General features: G+C 44.3%; 9 protein-coding genes and 5 tRNA genes. 11 read left to right on the top strand and 3 right to left on the bottom strand.

Annotation, left to right across the window (positions count from 1 at the left end; genetic code table 11):
* Positions 1 to 13: 13 nt before the first annotated feature.
* Complete coding sequence (locus AACV20_RS11060) at positions 14 to 625, bottom strand: TetR/AcrR family transcriptional regulator (protein WP_013855653.1); 612 nt, start codon at positions 623 to 625, stop codon at positions 14 to 16.
* A 139-nt stretch (positions 626 to 764) separates the two neighbouring features.
* Between AACV20_RS11060 and rep the strand changes: the two genes are divergently transcribed.
* Positions 765 to 2,783, top strand: coding sequence for a DNA helicase Rep (gene rep / locus AACV20_RS11055; protein ID WP_017048508.1), 2,019 nt, complete (start codon positions 765 to 767; stop codon positions 2,781 to 2,783).
* Positions 2,784 to 2,852: 69 nt separating this feature from the next.
* Here the strand turns inward: rep and AACV20_RS11050 are convergent, their stop codons facing one another.
* Positions 2,853 to 3,260 carry a c-type cytochrome gene (locus AACV20_RS11050; RefSeq protein WP_088718017.1) on the bottom strand — a complete coding sequence of 136 codons (408 nt, stop codon included), beginning with the start codon at positions 3,258 to 3,260 and terminating at the stop codon, positions 2,853 to 2,855.
* Between the two features lie 298 nt (positions 3,261 to 3,558).
* Here AACV20_RS11050 and AACV20_RS11045 point away from each other — a divergent pair.
* The 10 genes from AACV20_RS11045 to AACV20_RS11000 all read left to right on the top strand — a co-directional run bounded on the left by AACV20_RS11045 (position 3,559) and on the right by AACV20_RS11000 (position 11,682).
* Positions 3,559 to 3,635: transfer RNA gene (locus AACV20_RS11045), tRNA-Arg, on the top strand.
* A 43-nt stretch (positions 3,636 to 3,678) separates the two neighbouring features.
* A tRNA-His gene (locus AACV20_RS11040) sits at positions 3,679 to 3,754 on the top strand.
* A gap of 148 nt (positions 3,755 to 3,902) precedes the next feature.
* Positions 3,903 to 3,979 (top strand) — tRNA-Pro (locus AACV20_RS11035).
* 75 nt (positions 3,980 to 4,054) lie between these two features.
* Positions 4,055 to 4,130: transfer RNA gene (locus AACV20_RS11030), tRNA-His, on the top strand.
* A 56-nt stretch (positions 4,131 to 4,186) separates the two neighbouring features.
* Positions 4,187 to 4,263, top strand: a tRNA-Pro gene (locus AACV20_RS11025).
* A gap of 827 nt (positions 4,264 to 5,090) precedes the next feature.
* Entirely contained in the window at positions 5,091 to 6,806 is a 1,716-nt protein-coding gene (locus tag AACV20_RS11020; protein ID WP_170907290.1) for a dipeptide ABC transporter ATP-binding protein, read from the top strand.
* A gap of 108 nt (positions 6,807 to 6,914) precedes the next feature.
* Positions 6,915 to 8,471, top strand: coding sequence for an ABC transporter substrate-binding protein (locus AACV20_RS11015; protein ID WP_026029171.1), 1,557 nt, complete (start codon positions 6,915 to 6,917; stop codon positions 8,469 to 8,471).
* A 199-nt stretch (positions 8,472 to 8,670) separates the two neighbouring features.
* Positions 8,671 to 9,648 carry an ABC transporter permease gene (locus tag AACV20_RS11010; RefSeq protein WP_013855660.1) on the top strand — a complete coding sequence of 326 codons (978 nt, stop codon included), beginning with the start codon at positions 8,671 to 8,673 and terminating at the stop codon, positions 9,646 to 9,648.
* A 2-nt stretch (positions 9,649 to 9,650) separates the two neighbouring features.
* Positions 9,651 to 10,589, top strand: coding sequence for an ABC transporter permease (locus AACV20_RS11005; RefSeq protein ID WP_010319654.1), 939 nt, complete (start codon positions 9,651 to 9,653; stop codon positions 10,587 to 10,589).
* A gap of 166 nt (positions 10,590 to 10,755) precedes the next feature.
* A complete protein-coding gene (locus tag AACV20_RS11000) occupies positions 10,756 to 11,682 on the top strand; it encodes an SPOR domain-containing protein (protein ID WP_017046674.1) in 927 nt (308 codons plus the stop codon).
* A gap of 34 nt (positions 11,683 to 11,716) precedes the next feature.
* On the opposite strand, the gene AACV20_RS10995 is transcribed toward AACV20_RS11000, so the two are convergent.
* Complete coding sequence (locus AACV20_RS10995) at positions 11,717 to 12,466, bottom strand: chromosome partitioning protein ParA (protein ID WP_170907289.1); 750 nt, start codon at positions 12,464 to 12,466, stop codon at positions 11,717 to 11,719.
* Positions 12,467 to 12,507 lie beyond the last annotated feature (41 nt).

Raw genomic sequence — 12,507 nt, 5'->3', positions numbered from 1 at the left:
TCAGAACTCCAAGTTAGTGTTGAGTAATTGCATCCCAACTGGCGTCAATCACAGCACTGAGTGCGCTGTCATCCAGTTGATAACATTCCATCGCTTTTTTACGGGCAAGGGCGACCGTTGTTTCGAAGCTTAAAGCAGACAAAATCTGGTTATCCAACGGCTTGAATAATCCCTGCTCTTTACCTTGATCAAATAGTAAATCCACTTTGGCAAACATTTTTCGCTCAAGTTCCTTAACATTGCAACTGATTGTTGTTGGCAATGATTCATATTGAACTCGGTTGCTGAGTGTTGCACTGCTTGATTGTGCTAATTCCCAGATATTAAGCCACATCATTTTAAAGCGTTCTTTCAAAGGCATCTCATCATCAATATTGGCTTGCACCGCGTCAGCAATATGCTGACAAACGTGTAAGCGAACTGTCACAAGAAGATGATCTTTGTCATCAAAGTAACGGTAAATTGTTCCCGTTGCGACACCGGCTTCTTTGGCTAATTTGTGCATCGATAAGCCTTGAAATCCAGATTCAGCGATCAGCTTTTCAGCAGCCACCAATATCTGCTGGTACTTATCCACGTGAATACAGTTAGACATGCTGACATCCCACAGTGAATGAACGTTCATTCATTATAGACCAAACTATAGCCCCTTATGCAATACACTAGTGTAGTAAAATGACAAAAATCTTATGGTGAATGACGTAGTAATCAGTAAAGCGCGGCATTATCATAGACGGCCCAAATAAAAGTGATACGAGTACCTCATGAAGCTGAATCCAAGACAAGACGAAGCCGTCAAATATGTATCGGGCCCATGTCTAGTATTGGCGGGGGCTGGCTCGGGTAAAACGCGCGTAATTACCAACAAGATCGCTTACTTGGTTCAACAGTGTGATTATAAAGCGCGCAACATTGCTGCCGTTACATTTACTAACAAAGCCGCTCGAGAAATGAAGGCGCGGGTAGCACAAACGCTTGGAAAAGCTGAGTCAAAAGGGCTGCTCGTTTCCACATTTCATACTTTAGGCCTCAATATTATCCGTCGGGAATATAAATTTTTGGGCTTGAAAGCGGGGTTCTCTCTGTTTGACGACCAAGATCAGCTTGCGCTGCTCAAAGAGTTGACAGAGAAACAGCTCGAGGGCGATAAAGATCTGCTGCGCCAATTACTCAGCACCATCTCCAACTGGAAGAACGATATGTTGACGCCAGAGCAAGCGAAAGGTTTTGCTCAAGGTGAACAACAACAGCTGTTTGCTTACTGCTTCGATCTTTATCAAAAGCAAATGAAAGCGTATAACGCGCTCGATTTTGATGATCTTATTTTAATGCCGGTGCTGTTATTGCAAAACAACGCCGAAGTTCGTCAGCGTTGGCAAAACCGCATTCGCTACTTGCTGGTGGATGAATATCAAGATACCAATACCAGTCAATACGAGTTAGTGAAATTGTTGGTTGGAGAACGTGGCCGTTTAACCGTGGTGGGTGATGATGATCAATCCATCTATTCTTGGCGAGGGGCGAAACCGCAAAACCTCGTGTTGCTGGGGCAAGATTACCCAAATCTTAAACTGATTAAGCTTGAGCAGAACTACCGTTCAACCAGCCGTATTTTGAGAGCGGCCAATATTCTGATTGCCAACAACCCACACGTGTATGAGAAAACGCTTTTTTCTGAGATCCCTGAGGGTGAAAAACTCAAAGTTCTGCTGGCGAAAAATGAAGATCATGAAGCGGAGCGGGTCACTGGTGAACTGATTGCGCATAAATTTCTCAATCGCACCGAATATCGTGATTACGCGATATTGTACCGCGGTAATCATCAGTCACGCTTAATTGAAAAATCGCTGCTGCAAAACCGCGTGCCTTATAAGTTATCCGGTGGAACGTCATTTTTTGCCAGAGCCGAAATTAAAGACATCATGGCTTACCTCAAAGTGTTGGTGAATCCTGACGATGACAATGCTTTTTTACGCATTGTGAACACGCCAAAACGAGAAATTGGCCCAGTCACGTTAGAGAAATTGGGTAGTTACGCCAATATGCGTGGCAAAAGCTTGTTTTCGGCCAGTTTTGAACTTGGCTTAGAGCATCATTTGTCTGGAAGAGGGCTCGACAACTTGCGTCAGTTTACGCAATGGTTAGTAGCTATCTCAGATCAAGCTGAACGAGGCAATACCGTTGAAGCGGTGCGATCATTAGTCCGAGATATTCATTATGAAGATTGGCTGTATGAAACCTCTTCCAGCCCCAAAGCGGCCGAAATGCGTATGAAAAACGTCTCTGATCTCTATTCTTGGATTGTTGCCGACCTTGAAGGTGACAACTATGACCAACAAGAAAAATCGCTCAAAGAAGTTGTACAGCGCTTAACCCTACGCGACATGATGGAGCGAAGTGAAGAAGAGGATGAGAGTGATGCCGTTCAGTTGATGACACTACATGCATCGAAAGGTCTTGAATTTCCTTACGTTTATTTGATTGGCACTGAAGAAGGTATTCTTCCTCATCAAACCAGTATCGATGAGGACAACGTCGAAGAAGAACGTCGTTTGATGTATGTCGGGATAACTCGCGCGCAGCGAGAACTGACTTTCACTATGTGTAAAGAACGTCGTCAATACGGGGAACTGCTTAAACCCACACAAAGTCGCTTTTTGGATGAATTACCCTTTGACGATGTTGAGTGGGAACAGAGCAAAAAGCCAGTAAGTCAAGAAGAGCGCATGGCGAAAGGGCAAAGTCATATTGCTAATTTGCGCGCTGCCATGTTTAAGAAATAGTGCTTAAAAAATAATAAAAACAAAGGTTTGGAATTAAAGCCAACCCTTTGTTTTATAGGACTTAATGTATTAAAGACCTGCAATCATATGCTCAATGGCGGCAACGATTTCGTCGTCAGAGCAATCCATACAGGTTCCTTTAGCTGGCATGGCATTAAAGCCTTGCAGTGCATGATTTTTCAATACATCTTTACCTTGGGCGATACGTGGAGCCCACTCTTCGGCATTGCCAATTTTAGGTGCGCCACTGATGCCTGTAGAGTGGCAAGCGATACAGAATGTACCATAAACTTGCGCGCCATCACGAGGGCCTGTCGGCTCTGCCGCAACGGGTTCACTACCCGCTAAGTAAACATCACCTACAGGTTTAATGCGATCAGCAATGGCATCGTATTCAGCTTGGCTGGTTGCCAATGCAACACTAGAAAAGGTTAAAGCAGCGAATAACACGCTTATGATTCGTCGAGACATATCCATTAAACTCACTTTATATTCCAAAGGTAAGTTCATGCTTACCTATTTATATTTAGATTTAGAGTGTGGCTGATTTAAAAGCCATTCAAGCTGTTAAATCAATGTAAATATTGGGTGATTATATCCCGATAAGTTGTTGCAATAAACAACAAGTTGCGATCTTCAAGGGGTGAGTCACATCCTTATTATAGAGGTAATAATGGTTATCTGATGAAAAAGGCGTCAAACGATAAAAAAAGTTGAAAAAGTACTAGACGCCCTAGTGTGAACTCCGTATTATTCCACTCCGCCGATAGGGCATGCGCCCGTAGCTCAGCTGGATAGAGCGTTGGCCTCCGGAGCCAAAGGTCGAAGGTTCGAATCCTTTCGGGCGCGCCATCCGGATGCTTATGTAAATAAGTAGCAAATTGGCAAAACAGTGGTGGCTATAGCTCAGTTGGTAGAGCCCCGGATTGTGATTCCGGTTGTCGCGAGTTCAAGTCTCGTTAGCCACCCCATTATTTGGTAACTTCGGTTTCCTTTCTTGGTGAAAGTCGAGAAAAAAGATTTACATCGATGAATAGACTAGTTTGATAGTGCATCATGATGTTAGGAATAGCGGAGCAGAGAGTTCTCTCTCGTTTATTCCAAAAAATGAATTTGTATCGGTGAATAGCGCAGCTTGGTAGCGCATCTGGTTTGGGACCAGAGGGTCGGGGGTTCGAATCCCTCTTCACCGACCACTTTTCTTTTCTTCTCATTGGTTAAAAATGAAAAGAAAAATAACGGCAAGCAAGCGGTTATTGCAAAGTTTGATGGTGGCTATAGCTCAGTTGGTAGAGCCCCGGATTGTGATTCCGGTTGTCGCGAGTTCAAGTCTCGTTAGCCACCCCATTATTCGGTAACTTCGGTTTCCGTTCTTGGTGAAAATCGAGAATAAAGAGATATATCGGTGAATAGCGCAGCTTGGTAGCGCATCTGGTTTGGGACCAGAGGGTCGGGGGTTCGAATCCCTCTTCACCGACCACCTTAATAAGCCTCAGTCGAAAGACTGGGGCTTTTTAATATCTGATGTTTGGAGCCTTAATCAAGGTAATGAGAGCCAAAGTGGGGTTCGTCTGATCTTCAAAACCGGGCTCTTCATCGACCATCTTAAAAAGCCTTGGTCGAAAGACTGGGGCTTTTTAATATCTGATGTTTGGAGCCTTAATCAAGGTAATGAGAGCCAAAGTGGGGTTTGTCTGATTTTCAAAACCGGGCTCTTCACCGACCACCTTAAAAAGCCTCAGTCGAAAGACCATTCTCTCTATTCAATGTTCGATTCCTTATTGACTCCTATCTCATTAAGTCAGTGAATTATCATGTTTAAAGGCTAAACCCTAAATTTTTTGTTCAGATGAATTCACTGCTTTTCTGCTTTATCATTGGTTTTTAGTCTGGCATTTTGTTGGTTATTCTGGTTTTTGTTTCTAATGTGTTACGTGATATGCCGCAATATAATTTGAAATTTTATTCTGCATTCATTTTTAGAATGCATGGTAAATTGGCGTTTTCTTAGGCTTAACGTCTATGTTTTGGGGTATGTTACTGCGTGCTAGAATATTGGTCATACCAATGATTAATGCATATGTGGTGCATAAAAATACGATGTTACTGCTTTGGTTTGATTTGATATCGACTTTTTATCCTATCGATGTTGCTTTTCTGTGAAATATTTGCCAAATTGATGGCCTTGTTAATTACCAGAATATTGTACTGGTATGAATGGATTCATTTTTACTACCTTTGAACGCTTTGTTGTTCAAAGGTAGTTACAGACAGGGCACAACACTGCTCAAGTCGTAGAGGTCTGGGATGTCACTTTTAGAAGTAAAAAACCTGCGTATTGAATACCCATCGCGTCATGGTGTTCACGTTGCTGTGAAATCGCTTTCGTTTAATATCGAGAGGGGTGAAATTGTTGGGGTTGTGGGAGAATCAGGCGCCGGAAAATCGACCGTAGGTAACGCGGTTATCGATTTATTGAGCCCACCCGGTCTCATTGCCAGTGGCGATGTGTTCTTAGATGGTGAGAAGATTTCAGGCCTATCGCCTGAGCAGATGCGCCAAGTTCGCGGCTCTAAAATTGGCTTTATTTTTCAAGACCCAATGACGTCGCTTAATCCGCTATTTACTGTTGAACATCAACTGACAGAAACCATCCACGCCAATATGAAAGTGACTGAGGAAGAAGCGTATCAACGTGCACTTTCTTTGATGAAGCAAGTAGGTATTCCTCAGCCTGAAAACCGTTTGAAGCAGTACCCACACCAATTCTCTGGTGGCATGCGTCAACGTGTTGTGATTGCCATTGCGCTGGCGGGTGAACCTGATCTTATTATTGCCGATGAACCGACCACTGCATTAGACGTTTCTATTCAAGATCAAATCTTGAGCCTCATCCGCGAGCTATGCATTAAAAACAATGTTGGTTGTATGCTGGTCACCCATGATATGGGTGTGGTCTCGAATGTGACGGATCGCGTCGCGGTGATGTATCGCGGTGACTTGGTTGAATTTGGACCGACAGCTAAAGTGTTGGGCGCTCCGGATCACTCCTATACGCGCAGTTTGATTTCCGCCGTTCCTCGTTCAGATAAAAAACTCGATCGCTTTCCGCTGGTGAGCTATATCGAAGAGGCAAGTGAGTTAAAACCACTGGATGTTAAAAACCATTGGTTAGGTCAGAGCCAAGATAATCGCCAATACACAGGCCCACTGCTGACAGTAGAAAACGTGAATTTACGCTTTACGACCAAAGACTCATTGTTTGAAAGTCGCCGTGAATATGTCCAAGCTTCAAATGACGTCAGTTTTGAGGTGTTTGAAGGGGAAACTTTTGGTTTGGTTGGGGAATCAGGTTCCGGTAAATCAACCATCGCACGCGTGATTGCGGGTCTGTACGTTCCAAACTCAGGCAAAGTCTGTTTTGAAGGAATTGATCTTACTGCGCTGAAATCGGAAAACGAGCGCCGTCCGATGCGCCGCCAGATGCAGATGGTGTTTCAAAACCCTTATACCTCAATGAATCCGAGAATGAAGATTTTCGATATCATTGCCGAGCCGATTCATTTTCATAAATTAACCCGTAGCGAAGCGGAAACACGGCAAATTGTGCATGATCTTTTAGAGCACGTAGGCCTAGGTAAGATGGCGGGAGTGAAATATCCGCACGAGTTTTCCGGCGGTCAACGTCAACGTATTTCGATTGCTCGCGCACTCGCCACGCGTCCTCGCTTATTGATTTGTGATGAACCTACGTCCGCGCTCGACGTGTCTGTGCAAGCGCAGATCTTAAACCTATTGAAAGATCTGCAAGATGAGCTCAATTTGACCATGCTGTTCATCAGCCATGATTTACCTGTGATCCGCCAAATGTGCGATCGTGTCGGGGTCATGCAAATGGGGACCTTACTGGAGGTCGCCCCTACAGAGCAGTTGTTTAAGTCACCTCAACACCAATACAGCCAGCATTTGATTTCTTTAATGCCTGAGTTTACGGGCTTAAGAGAAGATGCAGTAACGGCGTAAGCCAAAAAAGTTACAGATAGAGATATCATGACCAAGCGTGCTTGGAATGAATAAACAGAAGCAATTACAACAACTAGGGATTTGGATTCCCGCATAAGGAGTTATGCAATGAAAACCATGAAAAGCAAACTAACAGTAGCTTTGATGGCGGCAGGCTTAAGCTTTGCAGCTAGCGCGGCCAATATTACCGTCGCTTATGATGCTGACCCAGTGTCACTTGACCCGCATGAGCAGCTATCTGGTGGTACGCTACAAATGTCTCACATGGTGTTTGATCCTCTCGTTCGTTACACCCAGACATTTGATTTTGAACCTCGCCTTGCTGAAAAATGGGAACGTGTCAACGATACAACGTTCCGTTTTATGCTGCGCAAAGGGGTAAAATTCCATTCTGGTAACGAAATGACGGCAGACGATGTGGTCTGGACGTTCGATCGTTTACAAGATTCTCCTGATTTCAAAGCTATTTTTGAACCGTATGAAAAGATGGTCAAAGTAGATGATTACACCGTCGAGATCGTATCCAAAGGCGCTTATCCTCTGGTTCTGCAAACCGCAACCTACATCTTCCCTATGGACAGCAAGTTCTATTCGGGCAAAGCGGCTGATGGTAAAGAGAAATCTGAAATTGTGAAGCACGGTAACTCGTTTGCTTCGACCAACGTTTCTGGTACTGGCCCATTTAGAGTGACTTTCCGCGAACAAGGCGTAAAAGTGGAATTTGAACGCTTTAAAGATTATTGGGATAGCGCATCAAAAGGCAACGTAGACAAACTGACCCTAGTGCCGATTAAAGAAGATGCCACTCGTGTTGCGGCGCTCCTTTCGGGTGATGTGGATATGATTGCACCTGTTGCGCCAAACGATCATAAACGTGTGGAAGAAGCCAAAGGTATTGATCTTGTGACCTTGCCGGGTACGCGCATCATCACTTTCCAAATGAACCAAAACAGCAATGAAGCACTGAAAGATGTTCGCGTGCGTCAAGCCATTGTTCATGCCATCAACAACCAAGGTATCGTTGACAAAATCATGAAAGGTTTTGCGACAGCAGCTGGCCAACAAGGCCCAGCGGGTTATTCTGGTTATGACGCGAACCTTGTGCCTCGTTTTGATTTGAAAAAAGCGAAAGAGCTGATGAAAGAGGCTGGTTATGAGAAAGGGCTGACGCTCACCATGATCGCGCCAAACAACCGTTATGTGAACGATGCGAAAGTTGCACAAGCTGCAGCGGCGATGTTGTCGAAAATTGGTATTAAGGTTGATCTTAAAACCATGCCAAAAGCGCAATATTGGCCTGAGTTTGATAAGTGCGCCGCGGATCTGTTAATGATTGGCTGGCACTCAGATACTGAAGACTCAGCAAACTTCACCGAGTTCTTAACCATGACACGTAACGAAGAGAGTGGTAAAGGCCAGTACAACTGTGGTCACTACTCAAATCCAGAAGTGGATAAGTTGGTTGAAGCGGCAAACGTAGAAACCGATCCTGCGAAACGTGCACAGATGCTGCAAAAAGTCGAAGTGACTTTGTACAACGACGCAGCATTTGTTCCACTGCATTGGCAAAACCTAGCGTGGGGGGCGAAATCTACTTTAGATATCAAACCGATTGTTAACGCGATGGAATTCCCTTATTTCGGCGACCTAGTCGTTAGCGAGTAATTACTTAAGTTGGCCGCTCATGTAATGTGGGCGGCGCTTAAGTCACTCAAGGCATCCGCTTGGATGCCTTATTAAGATCTCTGCACTTTGCTTTATTTCAGTCGGGTCGAGTGTCATTTTTTAGGCTGAATTTTTTCGTTCCTATTAAAGTTAATTCAATTTTAAAAAGAACCATCATGGATAGTTTAAGGGGCAAGGAATGTTTTCGTTTCTGGTCAAGCGCCTGTTTCAGGCACTGATAGTGATGTTTGTGATCAGTCTGGTGGCGTTTGCCATTCAGGATAACTTAGGCGACCCATTGCGTGAGCTTGTTGGGCAGTCTGTTTCAGAAAGCGAGCGCCAAGCGCTGCGCGATGAACTTGGACTGAATGATCCTTTCATTGCCAAATATACTCGTTTTATTACGGCCGCGGTGCAGGGTGATTTAGGCACGTCCTACTTTTTCAAACGTCCTGCGGTAGACGTTATTCTCGATAAATTAATCGCAACGTTAGAGCTTGTGCTCGGTGCGACCGTAATCATCATTGTCTGTTCCATTCCATTAGGGGTTTACACAGCCATTCATCCCAAAAGCTTCTTTACCAAAGTGGTGATGGCGGGCAGCAGTATTGGTATTTCTATCCCAGTGTTCTTAACTGCGATTATGTTGATGTATGTTTTTTCGATCACGTTAGGTTGGTTACCGTCGTATGGACGAGGGGAAACCGCCAATTGGTTGGGTTGGGAATCTGGCTTTTTCACGGCTGATGGCTTAGCACACTTGGTGCTGCCTTGTGTTTCACTGGCGTCGATCATGCTGCCGCTGTTTATTCGTTTAGTGCGTTCTGAAATGTTGGAAGTGCTGAGCTCGGAATACATCAAATTTGCTAAAGCTAAAGGCTTGGCATTGAACAAAATTTACTACCAACATGCCCTTAAAAATACCATGTTACCGGTGCTAACCGTCGGCGGTGTACAAATTGGGACTATGGTGGCCTACACCATCTTAACCGAGACTGTTTTTCAGTGGCCGGGTACGGGCTTTCTTTTCCTTGAAGCGATCAACCGAGTTGATACTCCGCTGATCACCGCTTACGTCATATTCGTTGGCCTGATTTTCGTTGTCACCAACACCATTGTCGATCTGTTATACGGTCTGATTAACCCGACTGTGAACCTTACTGGAAAAGGAGCTTAATCATGAGCCAATTTGCTGCTGCTCCATCTCGTTGGGAGCGTTTTAAACAGTCTGATTTTTTGTACTATTTCTTGCGTGATAAAGTGGCGATGACCAGCTTCGTCATCTTTTTGGTATTCTTAACTTTGTCTGTCGCTGCGCCACTCATTGCCCCCAGTAACCCGTACGACCTATCATCGATTGATCTGATGGATGCAGAATTACCTCCCTCTTGGATGGACGGAGCTGATGAGCGCTTTGTTCTCGGCACGGATGAGCAAGGGCGCGATATTTTGTCGACCATACTGTATGGTTCGCGTCTATCACTGACGATTGGCTTTTTGGCGGTCGGTTTACAGTTGCTACTTGGTATCGTGATTGGCCTTTCCGCTGGCTACTTTGGTGGGCGTATTGATAGCTTTTTGATGCGCTTTGCCGATGTACAGCTATCGTTTTCAACCATGATGGTGGCGATCATTGTTTCGGCAATTTTCAAAGCCAGTTTTGGGAGTGAATTTTATAGTCAGTATGCGGTTGTGATGCTGGTGGTGATTATTGGCGTGGCTGAGTGGCCACAATACGCGCGGACAATTCGTGCGTCAGTGCTCGCCGAGAAGAAAAAAGAGTATGTGGAAGCGGCTCGTGTGATGGGTTTTAAATCGCCACGCATCATGTTTCGCCATATTTTACCTAACTGTTTATCGCCTATTTTGGTTATCTCAACTGTACAAATTGCCAATGCGATCATGTCTGAAGCGGCACTCTCTTTCCTAGGCTTAGGTTTGCCAGTCGATCAGCCATCATTGGGTGCTTTGATTAGCATGGGCTTTAACTACATCTTCTCTGGCGCTTGGTGGATTACGGCTTTCCCTGGTTTTGTACTAGTCACATTAGTGTTGGTGATCAATCTGTTGGGTGACTGGCTACGCGATGTTTTTAACCCAAAAATTTACAAAGGGTGATGTGGCAATTGATTTTTGCTAAAGAAAATCCCTAAACTAAAAGCCGCCGTCAAATGCGGCTCTTTTTTTGCTAGTATTTTTGTTATACCCAATCTAAATCCATTGAACTAGGGAACATTGAATCGGTAATGTTGTCACTACTATTAAGCAAGTATATGGACTCAATATGATGACCCTGATGCGGAAAACGACCCTGTGTGTGACATCAAGCCTAACGGTGTTGGCGTCGCTGGCTTTATTTCAACCCGCTTGGGCGGACGATTTTCTTTGTGATGCGACTCAAGCTTCTGTCGATCAGCTGCCCATTCTTGATAAAGCATGCCCAATAGGGCAAGGTTTATGGGGAAAGAAAAAGCCCAAAGGGCAATCATCCACTTTTTGGATTCAGTGTGGTGTGTTAAATAAGCCATTATCTTTGCTGAAAGCCAAAGCGTTTTATACCCATATTTCTACCGATGTATGGCTAAAACCAGAAGCGAAAACGTATCGTTGCTTAATCGGTCCTTATACTGATTATGAGCAAGTAAAAAAAGAACTGCCTCTTATCCAGCAAATCCCCGGTTACAAAGAAGCTTTCATTCGTGAGGTTGTCAAAGGGCGCCCACAGTCTAGCTCGCCGATAAAAAAGACAACTTCCGCTCAAGCAACGTCTGCCGCAAAACAAATCACCAAGAAGTCTTTACCGAAACCACAAGTGGAAATGGCGAGTTCGCCATTATCAACGAAACCATCAACCAAAGCGCCAGCTCTTAATGTTCCGCCAGCGGTTGAAATTCGTTTGAGCACCACCGCAAACGGTTTGCAGTTTGTGGTGCCTCATTTACGTTCGAGTGATGAACAGTTCTATATGGAACATGGCCTAGCATGGAGCCGCCTAAACTATGAGGTGGCAGAAAAAACCTGCCAAAAAATGGCGATGCGCTTGGTAACGGAAGAAGAGTGGCAACGCCTTTTGGATTCAAAACAGATGGACAGTAACCAATGGCCAATGCACTTACCTTATTGGGGATGGTCGCAAAAAGGGCTTTTTACCAACGGCAAAGTCAGTCAACTGAAAGGTTCCTCATTACTCAATGTGATTTGCGTTAAATAAGTGTCTCAATTTGCCGTCAGAAATGGCGGCAGCGCTACTCTTTCTTTCCTTCTTCGAGTAATTGTAGATAGCGTTGTTCGATAAAATCTTTCTCTTTACTGATGTGATACAACTGTTTTTTCATCGTTTCGACATCGATAGAAGTGCCACCTTGTTTGGCTTGCTCTTTGTATTTCTCAATGGTCTCTAGTAGTTCTTTTTTCTCGGCTTGATAATTTTTTGCCATTTCGTAGAAATCACCCGCTTTACTGATCTTGATGTATTCCGCTTCTAACTGTTCAAACTCTTTTTCGATGGTGGCTTTTTCTTCTTTCAAACTGTCAACGGTATCAGTTTGAGCAAAGAGTTTTTTACGAGTCACTCGTAGCCCTTTCACACTTTTATCGAGATCGCCTTTCAGTTTGCGGATCAACTTATGCGATTTACTCAATTTCTCATTGAGCTCATCAATTGAAGCCTGATCTTCTGCACTAATACCCTGAGAAGAGGAATTTTTGATGAGAGAAACCTGTTGCTCGAGCGCTTTTTGAATGATGATTAAATCATTCAGAGTCGAGCTATGCTCTGCGGTGTAGTTCAACGCATTTTCAACTGCTTGTTGGCATAAATGAAGCGTGTCTTCATCGCTATCACTTTTATTACGAGTCAAACCATGCGCAAATTTCCTAAATTCACGCAGGATCAGCAGTAGGATAAAAAACCAAGCCAACAAGATAATAAGCCCGAGATCGATCGCTAAGAGCGATAAAACCTTTTCGGTGAGGAACTCTTGTATTGGCATCACATAAACCCACTTTTGTTGCTGTATTTTCAGGTAAGTTTAGT

Origin of the sequence: Vibrio sp. B4-6 (assembly GCF_963888245.1) — a bacterium.
Taxonomy (GTDB): Bacteria; Pseudomonadota; Gammaproteobacteria; order Enterobacterales; family Vibrionaceae; genus Vibrio; species Vibrio anguillarum.
Note: the sequence above shows the minus strand (reverse complement) of the source record. Positions and strands in the feature narration are given on the sequence as shown.

Excerpts from the sequence above, each read along its gene's own strand:
- AACV20_RS11010 (WP_013855660.1), top strand. The coding sequence starts at position 8,671 with ATGTTTTCGTTTCTGGTCAAGCGCCTGTTTCAGGCACTGATAGTGATG.
- AACV20_RS11015 (WP_026029171.1), top strand. The coding sequence starts at position 6,915 with ATGAAAACCATGAAAAGCAAACTAACAGTAGCTTTGATGGCGGCAGGC.
- AACV20_RS11020 (WP_170907290.1), top strand. The coding sequence starts at position 5,091 with ATGTCACTTTTAGAAGTAAAAAACCTGCGTATTGAATACCCATCGCGT.
- AACV20_RS11050 (WP_088718017.1), bottom strand. The coding sequence starts at position 3,260 with ATGGATATGTCTCGACGAATCATAAGCGTGTTATTCGCTGCTTTAACC.
- AACV20_RS11060 (WP_013855653.1), bottom strand. The coding sequence starts at position 625 with ATGAACGTTCATTCACTGTGGGATGTCAGCATGTCTAACTGTATTCAC.
- AACV20_RS11000 (WP_017046674.1), top strand. The coding sequence starts at position 10,756 with ATGATGACCCTGATGCGGAAAACGACCCTGTGTGTGACATCAAGCCTA.
- rep (WP_017048508.1), top strand. The coding sequence starts at position 765 with ATGAAGCTGAATCCAAGACAAGACGAAGCCGTCAAATATGTATCGGGC.
- AACV20_RS11005 (WP_010319654.1), top strand. The coding sequence starts at position 9,651 with ATGAGCCAATTTGCTGCTGCTCCATCTCGTTGGGAGCGTTTTAAACAG.